19 protein-coding genes and 1 tRNA gene are annotated in these 24,149 nt (G+C 70.8%); 8 read left to right on the top strand and 12 right to left on the bottom strand.

Annotated elements, in window-relative coordinates:
* Window positions 1-66 precede the first annotated feature (66 nt).
* The 5 genes from ASD48_RS05955 (at window position 67) to ASD48_RS05935 (ending at window position 6,369) form a co-directional block, all read left to right on the top strand.
* Window positions 67-1,533 (top strand): cellulose binding domain-containing protein, encoded by a 1,467-nt coding sequence (locus tag ASD48_RS05955; protein ID WP_057600325.1) that lies wholly within the window; start codon window positions 67-69, stop codon window positions 1,531-1,533.
* Between the two features lie 232 nt (window positions 1,534-1,765).
* Window positions 1,766-3,082 (top strand): ABC transporter substrate-binding protein, encoded by a 1,317-nt coding sequence (locus ASD48_RS05950; RefSeq protein WP_057600324.1) that lies wholly within the window; start codon window positions 1,766-1,768, stop codon window positions 3,080-3,082.
* A 33-nt stretch (window positions 3,083-3,115) separates the two neighbouring features.
* Window positions 3,116-4,096, top strand: a complete 981-nt coding sequence (locus ASD48_RS05945) for a sugar ABC transporter permease (protein WP_057600323.1) — start codon at window positions 3,116-3,118, stop codon at window positions 4,094-4,096.
* On the top strand, window positions 4,093-4,977 hold the full coding sequence (locus ASD48_RS05940; protein WP_057600322.1) for a carbohydrate ABC transporter permease: 885 nt from the start codon (window positions 4,093-4,095) through the stop codon (window positions 4,975-4,977). The genes ASD48_RS05945 and ASD48_RS05940 overlap by 4 nt, the downstream gene beginning before the upstream one ends.
* Before the next feature lie 75 nt (window positions 4,978-5,052).
* On the top strand, window positions 5,053-6,369 hold the full coding sequence (locus ASD48_RS05935; RefSeq protein WP_057600321.1) for a glycoside hydrolase family 36 protein: 1,317 nt from the start codon (window positions 5,053-5,055) through the stop codon (window positions 6,367-6,369).
* Between the two features lie 70 nt (window positions 6,370-6,439).
* Here ASD48_RS05935 and ASD48_RS05930 read toward each other — a convergent pair whose 3' ends face one another.
* The 6 genes from ASD48_RS05930 to ASD48_RS05905 form a co-directional block, all read right to left on the bottom strand.
* Window positions 6,440-6,799, bottom strand: coding sequence for a CU044_2847 family protein (locus ASD48_RS05930; protein ID WP_063887402.1), 360 nt, complete (start codon window positions 6,797-6,799; stop codon window positions 6,440-6,442).
* Window positions 6,800-6,831: 32 nt separating this feature from the next.
* The gene (locus ASD48_RS05925; protein WP_057600320.1) at window positions 6,832-10,548 is read right to left on the bottom strand and encodes a trypsin-like peptidase domain-containing protein; all 3,717 of its coding nucleotides are present in this window, start codon (window positions 10,546-10,548) and stop codon (window positions 6,832-6,834) included.
* Between the two features lie 177 nt (window positions 10,549-10,725).
* Window positions 10,726-12,156, bottom strand: a complete 1,431-nt coding sequence (locus ASD48_RS05920; protein ID WP_057600319.1) for a GH1 family beta-glucosidase — start codon at window positions 12,154-12,156, stop codon at window positions 10,726-10,728.
* Window positions 12,157-12,310: 154 nt separating this feature from the next.
* Window positions 12,311-13,198 (bottom strand): carbohydrate ABC transporter permease, encoded by an 888-nt coding sequence (locus ASD48_RS05915; RefSeq protein WP_107104270.1) that lies wholly within the window; start codon window positions 13,196-13,198, stop codon window positions 12,311-12,313.
* A 41-nt stretch (window positions 13,199-13,239) separates the two neighbouring features.
* The gene (locus ASD48_RS05910) at window positions 13,240-14,250 is read right to left on the bottom strand and encodes a sugar ABC transporter permease (RefSeq protein WP_057600317.1); all 1,011 of its coding nucleotides are present in this window, start codon (window positions 14,248-14,250) and stop codon (window positions 13,240-13,242) included.
* A gap of 5 nt (window positions 14,251-14,255) precedes the next feature.
* The gene (locus ASD48_RS05905; RefSeq protein WP_057600316.1) at window positions 14,256-15,584 is read right to left on the bottom strand and encodes an ABC transporter substrate-binding protein; all 1,329 of its coding nucleotides are present in this window, start codon (window positions 15,582-15,584) and stop codon (window positions 14,256-14,258) included.
* Between the two features lie 450 nt (window positions 15,585-16,034).
* Here ASD48_RS05905 and ASD48_RS05900 point away from each other — a divergent pair, with 450 nt between their 5' ends.
* Entirely contained in the window at window positions 16,035-17,090 is a 1,056-nt protein-coding gene (locus tag ASD48_RS05900; protein ID WP_057600315.1) for a LacI family DNA-binding transcriptional regulator, read from the top strand.
* 13 nt (window positions 17,091-17,103) lie between these two features.
* Here ASD48_RS05900 and ASD48_RS05895 read toward each other — a convergent pair whose 3' ends face one another.
* The 5 genes from ASD48_RS05895 to ASD48_RS05875 all read right to left on the bottom strand — a co-directional run bounded on the left by ASD48_RS05895 (window position 17,104) and on the right by ASD48_RS05875 (window position 20,551).
* Window positions 17,104-17,616, bottom strand: coding sequence for a GNAT family N-acetyltransferase (locus ASD48_RS05895; protein WP_057600314.1), 513 nt, complete (start codon window positions 17,614-17,616; stop codon window positions 17,104-17,106).
* A gap of 108 nt (window positions 17,617-17,724) precedes the next feature.
* A tRNA-His gene (locus ASD48_RS05890) sits at window positions 17,725-17,797 on the bottom strand.
* 95 nt (window positions 17,798-17,892) lie between these two features.
* The gene (orn, locus tag ASD48_RS05885) at window positions 17,893-18,495 is read right to left on the bottom strand and encodes an oligoribonuclease (protein ID WP_057600313.1); all 603 of its coding nucleotides are present in this window, start codon (window positions 18,493-18,495) and stop codon (window positions 17,893-17,895) included.
* Between the two features lie 116 nt (window positions 18,496-18,611).
* Window positions 18,612-19,844 carry a helix-turn-helix domain-containing protein gene (locus ASD48_RS05880; RefSeq protein WP_057600312.1) on the bottom strand — a complete coding sequence of 411 codons (1,233 nt, stop codon included), beginning with the start codon at window positions 19,842-19,844 and terminating at the stop codon, window positions 18,612-18,614.
* A 377-nt stretch (window positions 19,845-20,221) separates the two neighbouring features.
* Window positions 20,222-20,551 carry a hypothetical protein gene (locus ASD48_RS05875; protein ID WP_057600311.1) on the bottom strand — a complete coding sequence of 110 codons (330 nt, stop codon included), beginning with the start codon at window positions 20,549-20,551 and terminating at the stop codon, window positions 20,222-20,224.
* A gap of 424 nt (window positions 20,552-20,975) precedes the next feature.
* Here ASD48_RS05875 and ASD48_RS05870 point away from each other — a divergent pair, with 424 nt between their 5' ends.
* Complete coding sequence (locus ASD48_RS05870) at window positions 20,976-21,503, top strand: universal stress protein (RefSeq protein WP_057600310.1); 528 nt, start codon at window positions 20,976-20,978, stop codon at window positions 21,501-21,503.
* A gap of 148 nt (window positions 21,504-21,651) precedes the next feature.
* Window positions 21,652-22,218, top strand: coding sequence for a GPR1/FUN34/YaaH family transporter (locus ASD48_RS05865; RefSeq protein WP_057600309.1), 567 nt, complete (start codon window positions 21,652-21,654; stop codon window positions 22,216-22,218).
* Between the two features lie 100 nt (window positions 22,219-22,318).
* Here the strand turns inward: ASD48_RS05865 and glmS are convergent, their stop codons facing one another.
* A complete protein-coding gene (gene glmS, locus ASD48_RS05860) occupies window positions 22,319-24,136 on the bottom strand; it encodes a glutamine--fructose-6-phosphate transaminase (isomerizing) (RefSeq protein WP_057600308.1) in 1,818 nt (605 codons plus the stop codon).
* Window positions 24,137-24,149: the final 13 nt, after the last annotated feature.

The following is a 24,149-nucleotide window of genomic DNA, read 5'->3' as shown; positions in this document are numbered from 1 at the left end:
TCGGGCTCGCTAGCGTGCTGCCGCACCCCCCTCGGGATCCCCGTGATCAGTGAAGGCAGGCACGTGATGAGCACGCATCGGCGCAGGATCAGTGGCAGGAACAAGATGATCGGCGGTGTGGTCGCCGCGGCCGTGGTGGGCGGCGGGGCCGTTCTGCTCGGCGGTACCGCGCAGGCGGCCGGGGTCGGGGCGGCCTACACCAGGACCAGCGACTGGTCGACGGGGTACACCGCGCAGTACGTCGTGACGAACAACAGCGGTCAGGTGAAGGCGGCCTGGAAGCTCGAGTTCGATCTGCCGGCCGGGGCGAGGCTGAGCTCCCTGTGGAACGGCGAGTCCGCCGTCAGCGGGCAGCACGTCACCGTCTCGCCGCCCAAGTGGGACACCGACGGGCTCGCCGTCGGGGAGTCCGTCACCGTCGGCTTCGTCGTCAACGGCAGCGAGGATCCCGCCGGCTGCCTGGTCGACGGCGCCAAGTGTTCGGCCGACGAAGGCGCCACGCCCGAGCCGAGCGGCAGGCCGACCCAGGGCGCGAGTCCCACCACGGCCCCGAGCCCGACCGTCACCTCCTCGCCCTCCTCTCCGGCGACCTCCTCGCCCGCCCCGAGCACCAGCGCGAGCACCGGTACCGGCACCACCGCCTCCGCCGGGTTCGCCCCCTACGTCGACACCTCCCTGTACCCCGCCTTCGACCTCCTGGCGAGCGTGAGCGCGACCGGCGTGAAGGACTACAACCTGGCGTTCGTCACCGACGGCGGCGGCTGCACGCCCAAGTGGGGTGGGGTGACCGACCTCGCGAGCGACGGCGTGGCCGCCCAGATCGGGGCGTTGCGGGCCAAGGGCGGTGACGTCCGGGTCTCCTTCGGCGGCGCCTCGGGCTCCGAGCTGGCGACGACCTGCTCCTCGGCGGACGCGCTGGCGGCGGCGTACGGAAAGGCGGTGGACGCCTACCGGCTGACCAAGGTGGACTTCGACATCGAGGGCGGCGCGCTGCCCGACACGGCGGCCAACGCCCGTCGCGCCCAGGCGATCGCGAAGCTCCAGCAGCAGCATCCGGATCTGAACGTGTCGTTCACCCTCCCCGTGATGCCCGAGGGGCTGACGCAGGACGGGGTGAACCTGCTGGCCGGCGCCAAGTCCGCCGGCGTGGGGATCGACACCGTCAACATCATGGCGATGGACTACGGGCCGGCGTACAGCGGCGACATGGGGACCTATGCCGAGCAGGCCGCCACCGCCACCCAGGCGCAGGTCAAGAGCGTCCTCGGGCTCGGTGACGGCGCGGCCTGGAAGGCGGTCGGTGTCACGCCGATGATCGGCGTGAACGACGTCACGTCCGAGATCTTCAAGGTGGACGACGCCACCCAGCTCGTCGCCTTCGCCAAGGCCAAGGGGCTCGGCCCGCTGTCGATGTGGTCGGCCACCCGGGACAAGCAGTGCGCGGGCGGGGCCAAGAACTACGCGGACGCGACCTGCAGCTCGATCGTCCAGGCCGACTCCGCTTTCTCGAAGGCGTTCGCCGCCTACAAGTGATCGGTTTCCGCAATTGATCAATTAAATGATCAAGAGGGGGAGCGGGAATTGATCATGTAAGTGATCAAGGTGTGTCGATTACGTTTCGACAAATGAAGCCAGCGGCTCTTGACGCATGACCGGACATACGGCTGTTATTGCGCCACCCCGTGTTCGGTCAAGTTGATTTCTGGTCGATTGCGACCGGCTTTCAGCCACACTCTGTGGCCGAACCTCGCGTCAGGAGCCGCTCATGCACCACCTCTCCCCCTCCGGCCGCCTCGCCCTCCCCTCCCCGAGCCGTCGTACCCTCCTGCGCGGTATGGGCGGCGCGGCCGTGCTCGGCGCCGGCATACCCCTGCTCTCCGCCTGCGGCGGCAGCGGCACCGCGGCCGACCCGAAGACCGTCACCCTCGGCTCCAACGCCTCCGACGCCGTACCGAAGAAGGCCTTCGCGGAGATCTACGCGGCCTTCAAGAAGCAGTCCGGGATCACGGTCGACGTGAACACCAAGGACCACAACACGTTCCAGGAGCAGATCAACTCCTACCTCCAGGGCACCCCGGACGACGTGTTCAACTGGTTCGCCGGTTACCGCATGCAGTTCTTCGCGGCCAAGAAGCTCGCCACCCCGATCGACGACGTGTGGGAGAAGATCGGCGGCGACTTCCCCGACGCGATGAAGGCGCTCAGCAAGGGCGAGGACGGCAAGTACTACTTCGTGCCGCTGTACACGTACCCCTGGGCGCTCTTCTACCGCAAGAGCGTCTTCCGGCAGCACGGCTACACGGTCCCGACCACCTGGGACCAGCTCGTCGCCCTGTGCAAGCAGATGAAGAAGGACGGGCTCGTCCCCATAGCCTTCGGCGACAAGGACGCCTGGCCCGCGCTCGGCACCTTCGACCAGATCAACTTCCGCACCAACGGCTACGACTTCCACGTCGAGCTGATGGCGGGCAAGGCCTCCTGGACCGACGCGAAGGTCCGCAAGACCTTCGACCACTGGGCCGAGATCCTCCCCTACCACCAGGACGGCGCCGTCGGCCGCACCTGGCAGGACGCCGCCCAGACCCTCGTCTCCAAGAAGGCCGGCATGTATCTGCTGGGGACCTTCGTGGCGCAGCAGTTCACCGACCAGGCCGACGCCGACGACCTCGACTTCTTCGCCTTCCCGGAGATCGACCCGGCCCACGGCCAGGACACCGTCGAGGCGCCCACCGACGGCTTCATGCTCTCCAAGGCCCCGAAGAGCAAGGCGTCCGCCGTCAAGCTCCTGCAGTACCTGGGCACCCCGGAGGCCGAGGCCATCTACCTCAAGGCCGACCCGAGCGTCGTCGCCGCCTCCTCCAAGGCCGACACCTCCTCCTACACCGCCCTGCAGAAGAAGGCGTACGCGATGATCAGCGGCGCCAAGCACCTCACGCAGTTCATGGACCGTGACAGCCGCCCCGACTTCACCTCCACGGTGATGCAGCCAGCGCTCCAGAAGTTCGTCCGCGACCCCAAGGGGATCGACAGCCTGCTGACCTCGATCGAGCGTCAGAAGAAGACGATCTTCGCGTCCGGCTGAGACGCGCGAGCCGAGGCGGATGAGCACCGACACATGAGCTCCGAAACGACCACGAAGATCCCGGAGGCGGCCGCCGAGCCGCCTCCGGGCACCGCGACCCCGAAGAAGCGCGCTCCGCACGGCCACCGGCGCCTGCTGACCCGCCGCGACCGGCTCACGCTCGGCCTGATGGCCGGCGTGCCGACGATCCTGCACGTGGCCCTCGTCTGGGTCACCGCCCTCGCCTCCGTCGCCCTCGCCTTCACCACCTGGGACGGCATCGGCTTCGACTCGATCAAGTGGGTGGGGCTGGACAACTTCAGGGAGCTGTTCAGCAACAACCCGCAGTTCTGGCCCGCCGTCCAGCACAACGTCGTCTGGTTCGTCGTGCTCATCCTGATCCCGACCCCGTTCGGGCTCTTCCTGGCGGTCCAGCTGGACAAGAGGATCCGGTTCAGCCGGGTCTACCAGACGGCCTTCTTCCTGCCGGTCGTGGTCTCGATGGCCGTCATCGGCTTCGTCTGGCAGCTCGTCTACAACCCGGACACGGGCCTGATCAACAGCCTGATCGGCGCCAACGAGCCGGGCCACTACATCGACTGGATCGGCGACCCGGACCTCAACCTCTGGGCCATCCTCGTCGCCGCCTCCTGGCGGCACGCCGGCTACATGATGATCCTCTACCTGGCCGGCCTCAAGAGCGTCGACCCGGCACTGCGCGAGGCGTCCGCACTGGACGGCGCGAACGAGTGGCAGACGTTCAAGAACGTGGTCTTCCCGACCCTGCGGCCCACGAACACCGTCGTCCTCGTGGTGACCATCATCGAGGCCCTGCGCGCCTTCGACCTGGTCTTCGTCTTCAACAAGGGCGCCCAGGGGACCGAACTGCTGTCGATCCTGGTCACCAACAACATCATCGGCGAGTCCAGCCGCATCGGATACGGATCGGCGATCGCCGTCGTCCTGCTGGTGATCTCCCTCGCCGTGATCGTCCCGTACCTGATCGCGACCTTCCGGAAGGAGCGGCGAGCATGAGCGCGACCCTCGCGTCCAAGCGGCGCACCCCCGTCCGCCCCGCCCGGATCCTGCTGCACACGTTCCTCGTCGTGACGTCCCTGGCCTGGCTGGCGCCCCTGCTGTGGGCGCTGTTCGCGGCCCTGCGCCCCTACGCGGAGACCAGCGAGAAGGGCTACGTCTCCTGGCCCGACAGACTGAGCATCGACAACTTCACCGACGCGTTCCGGCAGTCGGACATGCTGCACTACTTCGGGAACACGCTGCTGATCGCGGTCCCGGCCGTGCTCCTGACCCTCTTCCTGTCGTCGTGCGTGGCGTTCTACGTCAGCCGCTTCGACTTCCGGGTCAACCTGTTCCTGCTCCTGGTGTTCACGGCCGGCAACCTGCTCCCGCAACAGGTGATCATCACCCCGCTGTACCGCCTGTACCTGCTGGTCGACCTGCCGGGCATCACGGTCAGCGGCAAGCTCTACGACTCCGCGCTCGGCCTGGTCCTGATCCACGTGGCGTTCCAGTCCGGCTTCTGCGCCTTCGTGCTGAGCAACTACATGCGCTCGCTGCCGCACGAGCTCACCGAGGCCGCGCTGGTCGACGGCGCGTCCGTGTGGCGGCTGTACTGGCAGATCGTGCTGCCGCTGTGCAAGCCCGCGATGGCGGCCCTGGCGACCCTGCTCTCGATCTGGATCTACAACGACTTCTTCTGGGCGATCGTGCTGATCTCCACCGGTGAGAACATGCCGATCACCTCGGCCCTGAACAACCTCTCCGGCCAGTACTTCACCGACCCCAACCTGGTCGCCGCCGGCGCCCTGCTGACGGCGATCCCCACGCTGATCGTGTACTTCGTGCTCCAGCGCCAGTTCGTCAGCGGCCTGACCCTGGGCGCCAACAAGGGCTGACGCCCGCCGCCCCGCCCCGCGAGCCCTGTCCCGCGAGTCCCGCCCCGCGAGCCCCTCCCCGTGAAAGAGAACCCCGTGCACCACCCCTTCACCCCGGTGGCCGCCGTCCCCGTGGACCCGCGTCGTGCCCGCGTCCACGAGGAGGGCTGGCAGTCCTGGAGCCCGAGCGGCGCCTACGCCCTGCGGGACACCCCGTACCGCCCGACGAACGACAACTGGGCGACGGTCTGCTACCGCCCCGGGGTCACCGTCCCCGCAGGAGCCTTCCAGGGGGAGGGGCTGCTGGCCCTCGACCCCGGCGACGGCTCACCGGTACGGCTGTGGGCGGCGCCGGACCCGGTGCGGGAGGTGCCGTCCATCCGCCTCACCCGGGCCGGATCCGTGGCGGAGATCAGCGCCGACGGCCCGGTGAAGGAGTACACGGGCACCGGCGTCCAGGAGCTCCTGTCCGACTGGGCGGCCGGACTCGGCCTCCCCGCCCCCCGCCCCGCGCCGACCGTCTGGTGCTCCTGGTACGAGTACTTCACCAACGTCACCGAGGACGACATCCACGAGAACCTCCGCGCGATGGACACCCTCGACCTGCCCGTCGACGTCGTCCAGATCGACGACGGCTACCAGCGCGCCCTGGGTGACTGGCTCGTCCTCTCGGGCCGCTTCCGCTCGCGTTCCGGCATCGCCGACGCCATCCGCGCCCGGGGCCGCCGCGCGGGCATCTGGACGGCACCCTTCCTGGTCGACCCGAGCAGCGATCTGGCCGCCCGGCACCCCGACTGGCTGGTCCGCTCCGCCGACGGCGGCTTCGCGCACGCCGGCCACAACTGGGGTCACGATCTGCGGGTTCTCGACACCACCCGTCCCGGGGCGGCGGCGTACCTGACGGACGTCTTCCGGACGCTGCGCGCCGAAGGCTACGACTACTTCAAGGTCGACTTCCTCTACGCGGGCGCGCTGGACGGCGTACGGCACGACGACACCGTGGACGCGCTCGCGGCGTACCGCTCGGGCGTCGAGCTGATCCGCGCGGCGATCGGCCCTGACGCCTACCTCCTGGGCTGCGGCGCGCCGATCCTGCCTTCCCTCGGCCTCTTCGACGCGATGCGGGTCAGCCCCGACACGGCCCCGCACCGGCGGCCCGAGGCCGACGACTACAGCCAGCCCGGCCAGGACCCGGCCGAGTTCACCGGCGCCGGCCGCCAGTGGCAGCACGGCAGGCTCTGGACCAACGACCCGGACTGTCTGATGGCCCGTCCGGCGGTGGAGACCCGGGAACGGTGGGCCGCGCACGTGGAGGCGACCGGCGGCCTGATGGCGTCCAGCGACCGGCTGCTGTCGCTCGACATATGGGGTGTGGACACCACCCGCCGTCTGCTGTCGGGAGGCGGTCGCTGACGCGTCGTGCCCGTCCGGCCCGGGCCAGGGTCGGTGCGACCGGGGCAGTCCGGCCCGGGGCAGGGTCCGGTCAGCCGGGCGGGGCGGGGGGCGTCGGCGCCGCCTCGTGCGAACCGTCGTTCTCCCAGGTCAGCCTGACGTTCAGATGCCCTTCGGCGCTCGTCTTCGCGATGATGGCGCCGGCCTCCGCGGTCAGCTTCACGCCGAACTCGACCTCGATCGTGCCCGGCCGGACGTCCATCGCGCGGAACTGGCCGAGCACGTCCGACGCGGCCTGGCGGACATTGCCGAGCGCGGAGCTCAGCGAGGTGCCGGCCGACTCGACGAGGCCGCCCGTCCGGGAGACCGGGCTGATGGACGGGCCGTCCGGCGGCACCTCCACGATCACCTCGCCGCCGCTGTCCAGCGTCCACCGCACCAGCTCGGTCATGCAGTCTCCTCGTTCGTCGTGGGGTGGCACGTTCAGGGGCAGAGCGCGCCCTGGTAGGCGCCGGGGGGCACCAGGTCCCGGGTCGCCTTGTCGTGGTTCGGTTCGCCGAGCAGGGCGCAGAGCGCCGACAGGGTGAGTTTCCGCCCGGCGGGCCGTGGGTCGGCCTTGGCGGCGGCCAGCCGGCGCAGCGGGTCCGGCTCTCCGGGACGGTCGAGCACGATGCCGAGCGTGCTGCCGTCCACCAGGGCGAGCGGGGCGCCGGTGCCGCTGCCCAACGGCCAGATCCAGCCGCCCGAGTAGTCGAACCGTCCCGTCTCCCCGCCGTTCGACAACGACCGGACGGACACCCGCTGGGCCAGGGTGGCCCCGATGATCGGCTCCACCTGCATCCCGGTGGCGGAGGGCGTGCTCCCGGTCAGCGAGCCGTACTCCTGCGCCAGGGTCGAGACCCAGGCCGTGCTGCCCGTCGCGTCCAGCGCGAGCGTGCCGAAGTCGCCGCTCTCGACGAGCCGGGGGATGCGCGAGACGACCTTGCCGGTGTCGGTGGACCAGGCGACCAGACCGCGGGTGCCGGTGCCGGGTTCCCGTACGAGGGCGGCGACCCTGCGCCCGTCGAGGCTCATCGTCACGGTGTCGAGGGTGGTCGGGTCGGCGACCAGCTGGTGCCGGGTCACGGTGTCCCGGCCGAGGTCCACCCACGACAGCGACAGGTCGGCGCGTGCCTTGAGATCGTCGGCCAGCACCTCCGAGACCGTCGCGGTGGCGCCTCCGGGGCCCAGCCACAGCTCGGTGACCATGCTCGGCCACGGCAGCCTCGCCTGCCGGAGCAGCCGGCCGGTGCGCAGGTCGAACAGGTACAGGGTGTTGTGCAGTCCGCTCTGCAGGGTCGGCAGCAGCCTGTCCGAGACGACCATGCCCAGCACCCGGTCCGTCGGGTCGACGCTCATGGTCACGTTGCCGATCACGGGTATCTGCGCGACCTCCCGGGCGGAGGCGACCCGGTGCTCCACCGTGTCGTAGACGACCAGGCAGGACGTGATGCTGAGCAGGTCCTCGGGGACGCAGGTGGCGTATCCGTCCGGGTCGATCTTCGGCAGGCCGTTCTCGTCGACCGGGTCGTCGATGTCCAGTTCGCCGGGGGCGAGCCCGACGGACTGCCGGAACACCACATACCGTCCGCTGCGGCTGATCACGGGTGATCCGGCGTAGTCGTTCGGGCCGAACAGCGAGGACAGCGACTCCTGCGTGACCCCCCGGCCGGAAAGGTGCCAGAGCGCGATCCGGCTCGACGCGTCCGTGGTCACCACGGTGCGGCCGTCGGCGCTCGCCATCTGCGTCAGATCCTCGTTCTCCACCCGGGAACTGCTCTCCAGAGCCTCGGCGGCCGCGTCCGACGTCGTGGCCGGACCGCCGGCCGGACCGGTCGCGGCCGGGTCGCCCGGCGGGCCGGTCGGGGCCGCGGCGGAACGGCTCGGATCGGCCGAGTTCAGGTCCTGGGCGACATCGTGGTGCGGCAGCAGCTTGTCCGCCACGTCGTAGGCGCCCGGCTTCGCCGCGTCGAGCCCGGCGGAGGAGTCCGTCCGGTAGGCGCGCATGGCCAGTTGCACCGCCCCGTAGGAATCGACCTGCTTCAGTTGCCGCGCCTTCACGGAGAGGTCGCGCGCGAGGGATTCCGCCACCTGTGCGCTGCGGTGCTGGTAGACGGCCGTGGCGATGACGAGGGCCACCGCCAGCACCCCGGCGACGCCCGAGACCAGCCACCGCCGGCGCCGCCGGCTCGCCCCGATGAAGGTGTGCTCCCGCACGCTGAGATGCTCTCGGTGGGTGGCGGCCCACCGCCGGGCGTCCCGCAGATCGGCGCCGGACAGCAGACGGCCGGGCGACCTGCGGCTCGACCAGATGTCGATCCGCTGCCGCAGACCGTCCTGCCAGACCCGGAAGTCGCGGAACCTCTCGGTCAGCTCACGCAGCCGGTCCCACTGCGTCAGCAGCGAGTCGTGCGCCAACTCGACGCCGGGCACCGGCTCCTGGCCCGCGAGACCGGCGCCGACCTCGTGCAGCACCAGCAGTCTCGTGGTGGCGAGGCGCTGCGCGACGGCCCACTGCGCGTCGTCGCACTCGTCGCGCAGGGCCGTGCTGCGCACGGTCAGTTCATCGCGGTGCAGGGGCCGGGCCAGTTGCACCAGCAGCCGCTCGGCGGTGGTCCGGGTGCCGGGATCCAGTCCCGACCAGACCCGGTCCGCGTAGCCCGCCAGCGCCCGGGAGACCCCGCCCACGTCCTCGTAGGCGTCGTGGGTCAGCAGGCCCGCCGCACGTCGCTCCCACAACTCGGCGAGCGTGAACTCCAGCAACGGCAACGGGTTCGGGGTCCGCTTCAGGTCCTCCAGGATCCGCTCGACGAGCCCGTCGGCGAAGTCGACGGTGCCCAGCCGCCGCAGCGGCCCGGTCATCACCTGCCGCAGCTCCGCCCTGGTCATCTCGCCCACGGTGACCGGCAGCCAGCGCCGCGCGAGTTCGGCGGCGGGCGGGTCGCTCAGGACGGCCCCGAGGAAGGTGTCCCGGAGGTTGACCAGCACGGACAGCCGGGACCCGTCGGTGAGGCACGCACCCAGCGCCCCGGCGAACGCGGCCCGGTCGTCCACGGGCCGGCCGAAGACCTCCTCGAACTGGTCGACGCAGATCAGCAGGCGTTCGCCCCCGCGGCGCTCCAGCACGGCGGCCACCACATCGGCCATGGCGCCCCCGGCCAGCCTGGAGGCGAGCCCCTCGACGGACGTCAGCCGGGCCGAGGCCTCCCGGTCCGGTTCCAGCAGCGTGTCCAGCGCGAAGGCCAGGGCGTTCAGCGGCGTACCCGCGTCGGAGGGGCGCAGGGTCACCACCACCAGCCGATCCTGCCGGGCGCGCAGCCGGGGGACCACACCGGCGTGCCACAGGGAGGACTTGCCGGCCCCGGAGCCGCCGATGACGCAGATCACCGGCACGCCGTCGGCGATCCGGTCGACGAGCTGCGCGGCCAACTCGTCGCGCCCGTAGAACAGTTCGGCGTCCTGCTCGGTGAACGCGCGCAGCGCCCGGAACGGCGAGCGCTGCTCGATCACCCCCGCCAGCTCCGGCCAGGCGGCCAGCAGCGTGTCCACCGGCATCATGTAGCCGATCTTCGATCCGGCACCGGAGACCTTGTAGCCCACCATGCCCACGACGGCGTCGGCGTCCGGGCTCCACACGGGCGTCCCGGAGAAGCCGGGCGCGAGCACCGCCTGCCGGGTGGGATCGCTCTCGATCTCCACCCAGCCCGTCGCGACCGGGCCCCCTTCCCGGCCGTACACCCAGGTGCCGAGCTCCAGGCCGCGCGGGAAACCCACCATCACCAGCAGGCCGTTCAGACCGCCGCGCCGTCTGCGCAGCACGAGCGGACGGGCGCCGTCCGGTGCCGGGTCCAGCAGCCGCAGACCGGCGACGTCCGTGCCCCGGCCCGGGCCTGGCGAGTGCCATGCGACGACCTCCGCGGCGCGGTGCAGACCCGGCGCCAGTAACGGGAAGTCGAGGGTGACCGACGAGCCGGCCGTCGGCGCCTGTCCGGGGGGCGCCGCGGACGCCTTTGCGGGTGGCAACCCCAGCGCGTCGGTCACCACGTGCGCGGCGGTCAGGACATGCGCGGGGCCCGCCAGGAAACCGGCCCCCACCAGCAAGTCCCCGCGCCAGACCCGGACCAGCGCCGCCTCCAACGGGACACGCTCGCCCGAGCTCATGCCGCTCCTCCCCGTACGCCCCCGCCGACGCGCCGACACCTCCGGCGACAGGAGGTCGTGGGCGCAACGAGCGTGCCACAGATCCCGCCGACCCGGACGGAAAGTGGACAAGAGCGATCACCGGCGAAGGGCGCGGCAGGCCCCCCGGCCCGCCGCGCCCTCTCCCCGCTCCCCGGGTCAGTTGGTCTCGGTCGGCGCCAGGGTGCCCGTACGGGCCGCCTGGCTGTACCACAGCGCGCTCGACTTCGGCGTGCGGGTCAGCGTCGCGTAGTCCACGTACACCGCGCCGAACCGCTTCTCGTAGCCGTACGCCCACTCGAAGTTGTCCAGAAGGGACCAGAGGTAGTAGCCCCGCACGTCCGCCCCGTCCGCGATCGCCCGCCGGACCGCCGCGAGGTGGCCGTTCAGGTAGGCGATGCGCTCCGGGTCGTGGACGCGGCCGTCCGAGTCGGGCTTGTCGTCGTAGGCCGCGCCGTTCTCCGTGATGTAGAGGGGCAGGCCCGGCGCCTCCGCCGTGTAGCGCATGATCAGCTCGTGCAGGCCGGTCGGGTCGATGGACCAGCCCATCTCCGTGCGGTCGCCGGGCGTCAGGTGGAAGGCCACGTCGTCCGCGCCCGGCCACGGCGAGTGGTCGCTCGCGCCGTGACCGTCCGAGCGGGGACCCCGCACCGACGCGTCCGCCGCCGAGACCAGCGTGGGCGTGTAGTAGTTCAGGCCCAGCGCGTCCAGCGGCTGGTGGATGGCGCGCAGATCGCCCTCGAGGACGTACGACCAGTCCGTCAGCGACGAGGTCGCCGCCAGCAGCGTCTCCGGGTAGGCGCCCCGCAGGATGGGGCCGTGGAAGACGCCGTTGGCCAGGTCGTCGATCTTCTGCACCGCGGCCAGGTCCGCCGGGTCGCCCGGGGAGAGCGGCCGCACCACCGAGGAGTTGAGGCTGATCGCCACCGAGTTGCGGGCCGGCATGGCCGCGCGCAGCGCCGACGTGCCCAGCCCGTGCGCCAGGTTCAGGTGGTGCGCCGCCTTCAGCGACGCCACCGGCTCGGTACGGCCCGGCGCGTGCACCCCGGACGCGTAGCCCAGGAAGGCGCTGCACCACGGCTCGTTCAGCGTGATCCAGTTCTCCACGCGGTCGCCGAGCGCCTCGCCGACGATCTGCGCGTACTCCGCGAACCGGAACGCAGTGTCCCGCTCCGGCCAGCCGCCCGCGTCCTCCAGCTCCTGGGGGAGGTCCCAGTGGTAGAGGGTGACGGCCGGCTTGATGCCCGCCGCCAGCAGCTCGTCCACCAGACGGCGGTAGAAGTCCAGGCCCACCTGCACCGCGGGGCCCCGGCCGGTCGGCTGGACCCGGGACCAGGAGATGGAGAAGCGGTACGTGGACAGGCCCAGCTCCGCCATCAGCGCCACGTCGTCGCGGTAGCGGTGGTAGTGGTCGACAGCGATGTCACCGGTTTCGCCACCGGCCGTCTTGCCCGGCGTATGGCTGAAGGTGTCCCAGATCGAGGGGGTACGGCCGCCCTCGCGCACCGCCCCCTCGATCTGGTACGCGGAGGTCGCGGCACCCCAGAGGAAGGCGGGCGGAAAGGTCACCGGAGTAATGGGCTCAGGCATGGAAGCGCTCCCATGGGAGGTCGTCGAGACCGACGAGGTCGGGGGGGAAGTGGTGCGGAGGGGGCCGGGGCGGCGGTGACCCGGCCCCCGAGAAGTCAGGGACGGACGGGCGGGAGGGCGTCGTCGAGGCGTCGTACGCAGTCGCGACGTGTCCTCAGCCCTTGACGGCGCCCTGCATGATGCCGCCCACGATCTGCTTGCCGAAGATCGCGAAGACCAGCAGCAGCGGCAGCGTGCCCAGCAGCGCGCCCGCCATGATCAGGGACTGGTCCGGGGTGTACCCGCGGCCGAGGCCGGCGACCGCGACCTGCACGGTCGGGTTGCCGGTCTGGCTCAGCACCAGGAACGGCCACAGGAAGTCGTTCCACGTCTGCACGAACATCAGCATGCCGAGCACCGCCATCGCCGGGCGCGCCGCGGGAAACACCACGTGCCACACCACGCGCCAGCTGCTCGCGCCGTCCACCCGGGCCGCCTCGATGATCTCGTCGGGCAGCGCCTGGATGAGGTACTGCCGCATGAAGAACACGCCGAACGCGCTCACCAGCGACGGCAGGATCACCGCCTGGAGCTGGTCCGTCCACTCCAGCTTGGCGACCATCATGTACAGCGGGATGATGCTCAGCTGCGGCGGCACCATCATCGTGCCGATCACGATCAGCATCAGCGCGCCCCGGCCCCGGAACCGGAGCTTGGCGAAGGCGAACCCGGCGATCGTCGACAGGAAGACGATCGTCGCCGCCGAAGTCCCGGCCACGATCGTCGTGTTGACGAACGCCTTGCCCAGGTTCGCGTCGTTCCAGGCCACGTCCAGGTTGTGGAAGAGGTTCGAGCCGAACACGAACGGCGGCGGGTTCTGCGCCAGCCGGTTGTTGTCGCGGGACGCCGCGATCGCCGTCCACAGCAGCGGGAACAGCGAAACGATGGTGAACACGCCCAGGATGATGTAGGCGATCGGGCCGCCGTGCATCTGCCCGCCGGCCCGCGCGGACTTGGGCCGGCGCACCTTCCTGGCCGTCGGTACGGCGTCCTCGGGGTCCACGGACTTCGCGGTCGTTGTCGTCGTCGTCACGGCCGGTACTCCTAACTACTGGCGCGCAGCCGGCGCGAGATGACGTAGTTGACGATGCCGATCACGATCAGGATCAGGAACATCGTCCAGGCGATCGCCGAGGCCCGGCCCAGGTGCTGGTTCACCCAGCCCTGCTCGTACAGGTACAGGCCCAGCGTCTGGAACTGGTGCTCCGCGCCGCCCGACGCGCCCTTGTTGGCGTCGAACAGCAGCGGTTCGCCGAAGACCTGGCTCGCGCCGATCGTCGAGACGACGACCGTGAACAGGATCGTCGGCCGCAGCGACGGCAGCGTCACGTGCAGGAACTGCTTCCAGCGGCTGGCACCGTCCAGCGCCGCCGACTCGTACAGGTCCTGCGGGATCGCCTGCATCGCGGCCAGGTAGATCAGCGCGTTGTAGCCGGTCCACCGCCAGATGACGATCGACGAGACGGCGATCTGCGACGGCCACTTGTCGTTCTGCCAGTCGATGGCGTCGATCCCGACGAAGTGCAGCGCCCAGTTGATCATGCCGTAGTCGCGCCCGAAGAGCAGCACGAAGACCAGCGAGGCGGCCGCGATCGAGGTCGCGTACGGCGCGAGCATCGCGACCCGGTAGAAGGTCGAGGCACGCAGCTTGTAGTTGAGGATGTGGGCGAGGCCCATCGCCATCAGCAGCTGCGGAACGGTCGAGATGATCCCGATCGTCAGGGTGTTCTTCGCCGCGTTCCAGAAGAAGTCGTCGTCGAAGATGCGCGTGTAGTTGCGCATCCCCACCCACGTCATGTCGGTGGGCGCGGTCAGCTCCACCTGGTGCAGCGACGCCCAGCCGGTGTAGACCAGCGGGAACAGGCCGAACGCGAGGAAGAGCAGGAAGAACGGCGAGACGAAGGCGTACGGGCTCCAGCGCTTGTCCCGCTGCCAGCGGCGGGAAAGCCGGGCACGATGCCGCTGCTCCGCCTCCGTGGGAACGGCGGCCGGGCGGCCCGGGGCCGCGCCCCCCTCCTTGGCGGGGGGCGCGGCGGTGTCGTGGCGGGTGGCCATTCGGGTCACTTGTCCAGGTTGTTGTCGATGGTCTTGGTGGCCGTCTTCCAGGCCTCCGCCGCCGACTTGCCCTTCGTCACGAGGATGACGCCGTTGTCGGTCAGGCCCTGCTGGATGATCTGGTCCTTCGGGCCGATCACCTGCACCGGAGCCGTCTTGGCGGCCTCGGAGAAGACCGTACCGATCGGCGAGTCACCGGTCATGTCGTTCTTCGCGCCGGTCACCTCGGGCATCGTGTACGCGCTCGGGGTGCTCGGGAAGGAGCCCTGCACCTTGAACAGCTTCGCCTGCTGCTCGGGCGCGGTCAGCCAGGTGATGAACGCCTCGGCCTCCTTCACGTGCTTGCCGCTCTTCGGCACACCGAGGAAGGAGCCGCCCCAGTTGCCGGACTTCGGCGCGACGGCGACGTCCCACTTGCCGGCGTCCTCGGCCTTCGCCTTGCCCTTGATGGTGCCGAGCATCCACGGCGGGCAGGCGATGGTGGCGAACTTGCTGTTGGCGATCGTGGTGTCCCAGGCCGGCTGGAACTGCGTCTGGGCCTGGACCAGGCCCTCCTCGGCGGCCTTCGCGGTCAGGTCGAAGGCGGCCTTCACGGCCGGGTTCGTCTTGTAGATGATCTCGCCGGAGGAGTCGTAGAACTTCTCCTTCTCACTGCTGAGGATGGCGTTGATCAGGCCGCCGGGGGAGTCCATGAAGAAGGTGCCTGCCTTGGCCTTCTTCTTGTACTGCTCGCCGGTGGCGATGAACTTGTTCCAGTCACCCGCCCACAGCTTGCCGACCGCCTCGCGGTCGGTGGGCAGACCGGCCGCCTGGAAGAGGTCCTTGCGGTAGCAGAGGGCCATCGGGCCGACGTCGGTGCCGAGGGCGATCGTCTGGCCGTCCTTGGTGGTGCCCTGCGACCACTTCCAGTCCAGCCACTTGCTCTTGTCGACGCCCGAGACCTTGGACATGTCCTCGAACTTGGCCGCCTGGGTGGCGACGACCTCGGCGATGTTGCCGACCTCGATGGCCTGGACGTCCATCAGGCCGCTGTTGGTCGTGAGGTGGTTGAGGAGCGCCGGGTAGTAGTTCTCGTTGCGCTCCGTGACATTCTCGGCGATCTTGATGTCGGGGTGGAGCTTCTCGTACTCGGCGTAGAGACCGGCCTCCTTGAAGCCCATCGTGCCGAACAGACCCAGCGTGATCGTCGTCTTGCCCTTGCCGCTGCCCGACGACGAGCCGTCGGAAGCGTCGTCGTTGCCGTCGTCGGCACAGCCGGCCAGCAGCCCGGCGCCCAGCGACGCCACGGCCGCCAGGACCACCACCCGGCGGGTGGTTCGGGTACGTGCTCGCATTGCGTCCTCCTGTTGCCCTGACGTGCCGACCCCCCGGCCAACTGCATTGTTGGGCCCGTTAGTTACTCGCTGCGGCTCGGGCGGGGAACGTGCGGGATGTGTATGTGTCAGGTACCGTGGGAGCGCTCCCACAGGTGATGTGTTGAAGAGTCGTCGGTTCGGGCGGGGGTGTCAAGGGTGGGAGCGCGGAGAGATGCGTTCAGTTATCTGCCTGTTAGCTAACTCGGGGGGACAGCGCTTTCCGGCCGTGCGTGGCGACGAACGAGCCGTCCGGCAAGGGGAGTCGGGTGTGCCCGGTCCCGGGGCGAGACCCGTCCGGCGTACCGGTGCGGGGTTCCCGCGGGGGCCGAAGCGGGTCCCCGGGGACGGTGGCCGTCGGCGAGGATGGGCTGAACGGACGGGGCTGTTAGATTCCAGGCCAGCGTGAACGACGGCGGGAAGGCGGGGCCCATGGCAAGCCACGGAGCGCGGAGCCGGAGCGGGGGGCGGCCGACTCTCGAAGAGGTGGCCGCACGCGCCGGTGTCGGCCGCGGCACGGTCTCCCGGGTGATCAACGGCTCGCCGAGAGTCAGTGACGCGACCCGCGCGGCCGTCGAGGCGGCCGTCGCCGAGCTCGGCTACGTCCCCAACACCGCGGCCCGTGCCCTGGCCGCCAACCGCACGGACGCGATCGCGCTGGTGGTCCCCGAGCCGGAGACCCGCTTCTTCGCCGAGCCGTACTTCTCGGACATGCTGCGCGGCGTGGGCGCGGAGCTCTCCGACACCGAGATGCAGCTGCTGCTGATCTTCGCGGGTAGCGATCGCGAACGACGCCGGCTCGCCCAGTACCTGGCGGCGCACCGCGTCGACGGGGTGCTCCTGGTCTCGGTCCACGCCGACGACCCGCTGCCCGATCTGCTGGCCCAGCTGGAGATCCCGGCGGTGATCAGCGGCCCGCGCTCCGCCGCGGAGACCCTCCCGTCCGTGGACTCCGACAACTACGGCGGCGCGCGCTCGGCGGTGGAGCACCTGCTCGCCCGGGGCCGCACCCATATCGCCCACATCACGGGCCGCCTGGACGTCTACGGTGCCCAGCGGCGCGTGGACGGCTACCGGGACGCCCTGCGCGACGCGGGATACCCGCCGGACGAGGGCCTGATCGCCCCGGGCGACTTCACCGAGGAGGGCGGACACCGCGCGATGGGGGAGCTCCTCGCCCGCAACCCCTCCCTCGACGCGGTCTTCGCGGGCTCCGACGTCATGGCGGCCGGCGCCCGCCGGGCCCTGCGCGAGGCGGGCCGCCGGCTCCCGGAGGACGTGGCGATGGTCGGCTACGACGACTCGGCGATCGCCCGGCACATGGACCCGCCGCTGACGAGCGTCCGCCAGCCCATCGAGGAGATGGGCCGCAGGATGCTGGACCTGCTCCTCACGGAGATCGCGGACCGTCGTCCCGCGGTGTCGCGGGGCCTGGAGCGACGTCAGGTCGTCCTGGCGACGGAGCTGGTGGAGCGCTCCTCCTGCTGAGCGTGGCCCGGGTTCACGGCGCGATGACCAGCCGCCACCGCACCTCGCCGTCCTGCCGCTCCGCGGTGGCCGAGAGCCCGGCGGCACGGGCCACGGCCGCGGACGCGTGGTGGTCGGGGTGGATGTGGGCGACGACCGTGCGCACGCCCTGCTCCCGCAGCAGGCCGACGAGCCCCGCGGCGGCCTCGGAGGCGAGGCCGCGGCCCTGCCAGGCGGTGCCGACGACCCAGGCGATCTCGGCGTGGTCCCGCCCGGCGACGGTGGCCTGCAGGGTCCCGGCCGGCCGGCCGGCGTCCCGCACCCGCAGCACCCAGTTGCACCAGGAGACGGACGGGTCCGGCGAACCGGCGACGAGCCGTTCGTAGCGGGCGCGCAGGGCCTCGGGTGTGCAGGGGGCGCCGCCGATGAAGGTGTGCAGCGCGGGATCACCCAGGACGACCGCCATCTCCGCCGCGTGGTCGACGCGCAGCGGGACGAGGTCGAGCCGGGCGGTCGCGAACGGCTCGGCGCGGACACTCGAGCGCATGAACCCTCCCGGGAACACGGGAACACGGGAACACGGGAGACAGAGGAGCCACGGGAAACACATCAGCCGGTGACCTCCCTTGCGGGAAGTCACCGGCTGATGACTCAGGGTGAGTGACGGGACTCGAACCCGCGGCATCCTGGACCACAACCAGGTGCTCTACCAGCTGAGCTACACCCACCACGCCCGGCAGTTGGACTTTGTGGTCTCCCTACCGGCCGAGAAAAAGTGTACAGGGTCCGAAGGGGTGCTCGCGCACGCCTTTCCGGGGCCCCGTCAGCTGCTGGGCAGCACGTGCTTCGCGGCGATGGTCCTGGCGGTGTCGGAGTCCGGTCCGGGCTGCGGCACGAAGACCGCCTCGCGGTAGTAGCGCAGTTCCGCGATGGACTCGCGGATGTCGGCGAGGGCGCGGTGGTTGCCGTTCTTCGGGGGGCTGTTGAAGTAGGCCCGCGGGTACCAGCGCCGGGCGAGCTCCTTGATCGAGGACACGTCGACGATCCGGTAGTGGAGGTAGCCCTCGAGGGAGGTCATGTCCCGCGCCAGGAAGCCGCGGTCCGTGCCGACGGAGTTGCCGCACAGCGGTGCCTTGCCCGGCTCCTTCACGTGCTCCCGTACATAGGCCAGCACCTGGGCCTCGGCCTCGGCGAGGGTCGTCCCGCCCGCCAGCTCGTCGAGCAGCCCGGACGTGGTGTGCATCTCGCGCACCACCTCCGGCATCGTCTCCAGTGCCCGGGCCGGCGGGCGGATGACGATGTCGACACCGTCGCCGAGCACGTTCAGCTCGGAGTCGGTGACGAGGGCGGCAACCTCGATGAGAGCGTCGTCCGACAGCGAGAGGCCGGTCATCTCGCAGTCGATCCAGACCATGCGATCGTTCATGCGACCACCCTAAAGCTGACGTCGGCTTTTGAGGCGCCCCGCGGGGACGCATCCGTGCCCGGGCGCCGGCCGGGCCGGTGGGGCCCGGCCGGCGCTGGGGAGGTTCCGTCAGCCGCTCAGGTACTGCTGCGCTGCCCCGGCAGACTCGCCCGCGAGGTCGCGTACGCGTCCCGCGCGTGCTCGGACGGCAGGGACGCCGACGAGCCCATCGCACCGGCCGCCGCCGAGGCCGTACGCCGCAGCTGCGGCGGTACCGGTCCCGGAGCGTCCGGGTGCAGCGCCTGCGGCGGTGGCGGCGGCGACGGTTCGTTGTCCGCGTGCCGTTCGCCCTGCGGCCTGCGGGCCCGGTAGGCCGCCCGGTACGCCGCAGGGGACGAGCCGAGCTGCCGGCGGAAGTGGCCGCGCAGGGCCACCGGCGAACGGAAGCCGCAGCGCCCCGCGACCTCGTCCACCGAGTAGTCCGACGTCTCCAGCAGGCGCTGCGCCTGGAGCACCCGCTGGGTGATCAGCCACTGGAGCGGTGCGCTGCCGGTCAGGGACCGGAAGCGGCGGTCGAACGTGCGGCGGCTCATGTAGGCGCGTGCCGCCAGCGTCTCCACGTCGAACTGCTCGTGGAGGTGCTCCAGCGCCCAGGCGACGACCTCGGCGAGCGGGTCGGCGCCGATCTCCTCCGGTAAAGACCGGTCGAGGTAGCGCTCCTGACCGCCCGACCGTCGTGGTGGGACGACCAGCCGCCGGGCCAGCGCGCCCGCGGCCTCGTTACCGTGATCCGTCCGCACGATGTGCAGACAGAGATCGATTCCGGCCGCCGTCCCCGCCGACGTCAGCACATCGCCGTCGTCGACGAACAGTTCGCGCGGATCCACGTGTACCGACGGATAGCGCTTGGCCAGCGTCGGCGCGTACATCCAGTGGGTGGTGGCCGGGCGGCCGTCCAGCAGACCCGCGGCGGCCAGCACGAACGCGCCGGTGCACAGGCCCACGATGCGGGCACCCTCCTCGTGCGCCCGGCGCAGCGCGTCGAGCGCCTCCTCCGGCGGCGGCGAGGTGATCGAACGCCAGGCCGGCACGACGACCGTGCCCGCCCGTGCGATCGCCTCGAGGCCGTGTGGCGCGGTGAGTTCCAGGCCCCCTGTGGTCCGCAGCGGGCCTTCTTCGCCACCGCACACCAGCAAGCGGTAGCGCGGTACGCCGGCGTCCTGGCGGTCAATCCCGAACACCGACAGTGGAATGGAACTCTCGAAAATGGGGCCGCCGCTGAACAGCAGCACCGCGACGATCTCCTTGCGGCGTCGCCCGGAGAGTTTCCGGGCCGCGGCTTCCGGCGCGGCAGTGGAGTCGTGGCTCATCCTGCTAAGCCCCCCTCGGTGGTCGCGGCTCCTCGGTTGTGTCGCTCCTGCACGTTTCCCCTCGGTCCTGCACGAGTCCCCCGCCGTAGACAGTCAAGATCGAATCTAACGTGTCGCACAATGCCGGCGTGGCCACTTCGCCACCCGGCAGATTGTCGACATGGCAACTTGGCGTGAAGCATTCGATCACGAAGCGTTGCACTCGTGGGCCGTGCAGGGAAGTGCGCCTCGGTGCGGTGGCCAATCCCCGTAGGGTGCGCAGGTCCCCTGAGGCCCTTTCCGTGCAGGTGGAACGGGGGGTGGGGGGTGGTTGGGGCAAGGGATGCGCCATCACCGGAAGTTGGCTGAAAAGAAGCGGGTCCGTGCGTGAAAACCGGTCAACCGGCCGGTGAGTTTCCCCCGGAGTGACGACCGCCACGGTGTGATCCCGTCCCGGTGCGCTGATGGCGCCCCCGGGGGTGCGCCCGGGGCGCCGGCTCCTCGTCGAGCAACCGGGCCGCGCACCGCTCGGACCGGCGCAGCAGCACCCGGCAGACGGCCGTGACGGCGGCGAGGCCCAGGGCGGTGCCGGCGGTGCCGGCCAGCGAGGTGCCGTACCAGAGGAGGACCACCGGGACCAGGAAGCAGCTGAAGGCCGCCCAGCGGATCAGGTCGGTCGACCGGTCGTCGCCGGGGCGGGGCTCGGGGGTGGTGCGGGGCGAGGGCACGGAGCGGGCTCCTTCCCGGGGCGGCGGTGCGGGGGTGGTGGTGCGGGGCGGCGGTGCGCGGGGCGGGGTGCGGTGGCGGTCGGGCGGTGGCGGTGGGGGACGGCGGTGGCGGGACGGCGGTGGAGCGGCGGTGGACCGTGGTGCACGGGGTTCAACGCCTGCTCGGGCGGTCGGTCACTGTCCGCGGCGGTCCCGCGTAAGTGAATCCTGTGCAAACCGCCTGTACGGGGCAGCAACCATTGCGTTACGGGCGTCCGCTCGTGCATGCTCCCTGGAACCCCCACCGGGGGCGTGCGGGAACTGGGCCTCGGAGGCGTGCCGCCGTACCCTTGGGGGTATGGGGTTGGGAAGATGATTCCCGGACAGCTCCGTTGCTCACACCGCCGCGTCCCACCCGTATAAGGATCAATACGCCGAGACAGCCATGGCCGGTCACGAATTCTTCGAACCCGCGGACCGCAAGCGGCCCGTCGCCGACCCTACGGCGGCCGAGCCCCAGGCGGCGGAAGACGCACGCCACTCCTGCGATCCAGCTTTCAAGCACGGCGTGGTCGTCGGCTTCGACGGCTCCACGTCCAGTGAGCGCGCGCTCGCGTACGCCATCGGCATGGCCCACCGCTCCGGCTCCGGCCTGATCATCGTCCATGTCGCCAACCGGCTGCCCACCACGGTGTGGGCCGGGTGCGAGCCACCGGTCTTCGTCGACGTGCCGGACCACCGCACCGAGGTGCTCGGTCTGGAGCTCGCCTGCGCGGAGTACCTCGCCGAGGTGCCCTGGATCCTGGTCGAGCGCGGCGGCGACATCTGTCACGAACTCGAAGAGGTGGGGCGGGAGTACGAGGCCGACGCGATCGTCGTCGGCTCGACCCACGGCATCGTCGGCCGGATCTTCGGTTCGGTCGCGGGGCGGCTCGCCAAGCGGGCCAAGCGGCCCGTCGTTGTCATTCCGTAACTCGCCGTCCTCCCAGGTGAGATGAGAAGTGGGTAGGCCCGGTCCCCTTGGTCGCGCAGCATAAATCTACTGACGCGTAGGGGTGTTTGTGCCTTTGTGAAGGGCATATACCGCTCACACAACTGCACATGCATGAAGGGAGCCCGCCGTGGACAACGACGTCTCTGCGGGAAGCGGCACCACCACGATCGCCGGCCGACTCGCCCTGGGTGTGACCCTGTTGGCCTTCGGGCTCGGGTACACGGACCTCATCGACGGCGTGACGGCTGCGGACGCCGTAGCCATCGCCCACTACGTCGGCGGCGTCGCGCTGTTCGTCGCCGGCCTGTTCGCCCTCCGGGACCGTGACGCGGCCACCGGCACCGCCTATACCGTTCTCGGCGCCTTCTGGTTCACCTGGGCGGTCTCCGCCGGCGCCCAGGTCTCCGACAACGCCGCGGGGCTCTTCCTGCTTCTGTTCGCCCTCGTGGCGCTCTCCCTGACCCTCGCCGGTGGCGACCAACTCGGCCAGGGCAGCTACGGGTTGTTCTGTGTCGGGCTGGTGCTGATGGCCGTCGCCCGGTTCGCCGACAGCGACGGTCTCACCAAGGTCGGCGGCTGGTTCGCCGTCGCGGCGGGCGCGGTGGCCTGGTACGCGGCGACCGCGGCGCTGGCCCACTGGCCCACGGCGGTTCCGCGACGCGCTGCCCGCCCCGGCGTGACGGCCACGGGCTGATCGGCAGCCGACGCCGGGGAGTTGGGCGTCCCCGGCAGGAGAACGGCCCCCCACGCGCGGGTGGCACGCGTGGGGGGCCGTTCTGTGCGAGCGGAGAGGACTACTCCACCGTCACCGACTTCGCCAGGTTGCGCGGCTTGTCGATGTCGCGGCCGAGCGCCTTCGCCGTGTAGTAGGCGAGGAGCTGCAGCGGGATGCCCATCAGGATCGGGTCGAGCTCGTCCTCGTTCTTGGGGACGACGACCGTCTGGTCGGCCTTCTCCTGCTCCCGGTGGGCGACCGCGATGATCTTTCCGCTGCGGGCCTTGATCTCCTCCAGCGCGGCGCGGTTCTTCTCCAGCAGGTCGTCGTCGGGGACGATCGCGACCGTCGGGAGCGCGGGCTCGATGAGGGCCAGCGGACCGTGCTTGAGCTCGGAGGCCGGGTAGGCCTCGGCGTGGATGTACGAGACCTCCTTGAGCTTCAGCGAGGCCTCACGGGCGACCGGGTAGCCCCGGACGCGGCCGATGAAGAGCATCGAGCGGGCCTCGGCGAGCGTCTCGGCCAGCTTCTCGATCTCCGCCTCCTGCTCCATGATCTCGGCGATCTGCGAGGGCAGCTTGCGCAGGCCCTCGATGATCCGCTTGCCGTCGCGCACGGAGAGGTCGCGGGTGCGGCCCAGGTGCAGGGCGAGCAGCGCGAAGGCGACCGTGGTGTTGGTGAAGCACTTCGTCGAGACGACGCAGACCTCGGGGCCCGCGTGCACGTACACGCCGCCGTCCGCCTCGCGGGCGATCGCCGAGCCGACCACGTTGACCACGCCCAGCACGCGGGCGCCCTTGCGCTTCAGCTCCTGGACGGCCGCCAGCACGTCGTACGTCTCACCGGACTGCGAGACGGCGATGTACAGGGTGTCGGGGTCCACGACCGCGTTGCGGTAGCGGAACTCGGAGGCGGGCTCGGCGTCCGCGGGGATGCGGGCGAGCTCCTCGATCATCTGGGCGCCGATCATGCCCGCGTGGTACGAGGTGCCGCAGCCGAGGATCTTCACCCGGCGGATCTGGCGCGCCTCGCGGGCGTCCAGGTTGAGGCCGCCGAGGTGCACGGTGGAGAAGCGGTCGTCGATGCGGCCGCGCAGCACGCGGTCCACGGCGTCGGCCTGCTCGTGGATCTCCTTGTGCATGTAGGTGTCGTGGCCGCCCATGTCGTAGGAGGCGGCCTCCCACTCGACGGTGGTGGGCTCGGCCGTGGTGCGGGTGCCCTCGGTCGTGTAGGTGCGGAAGTCGTCGGCCTTCAGGGTGGCCATCTCGCCGTCGTCGAGGGTGACGATCTGGCGGGTGTGGGCGACCAGCGCGGCGATGTCCGAGGCGACGAACATCTCCTTCTCGCCGATGCCGAGGACGACCGGGGAGCCGTTGCGGGCGACGACGATCCGGTCGCTGAAGTCGGCGTGCATCACGGCGATGCCGTAGGTGCCCTCGACCACGCGCAGCGCCTCGCGGACCTTGTCCTCGAGCTTCTCGGCCTGGGCGCGGGCGACGAGGTGGACGAGGACCTCGGTGTCCGTCTCGGAGAGGAACTCGACGCCGTCGGCCTCGAGCTTCTTCCGCAGGTCGGAGGCGTTGTCGATGATGCCGTTGTGGACGACGGCGACCTTGAGGTCGGCCGACATGTGCGGGTGGGCGTTCACGTCGGAGGGGGCGCCGTGGGTGGCCCAGCGGGTGTGGGCGATGCCGGTGGTGCCCTTGAAGCGCGCCGGGACCTTGGCCTCCAGGTCACGGACGCGGCCCTTGGCCTTGACCATCTTCAGGCCGGCCGTCTTCGGCGAGGTGACGACGATGCCCGCCGAGTCGTAGCCGCGGTACTCGAGCCGCTGAAGGCCTTCGAGCAGCAGCGGGGCCACGTCACGCCTGCCGATGTATCCGACGATTCCGCACATATATAGGTATCCC

It is taken from the genome of Streptomyces sp. Root1310 (assembly GCF_001426425.1).
Classification (GTDB): Bacteria; Actinomycetota; Actinomycetes; order Streptomycetales; family Streptomycetaceae; genus Streptomyces.
Note: the sequence above shows the minus strand (reverse complement) of the source record. Positions and strands in the feature narration are given on the sequence as shown.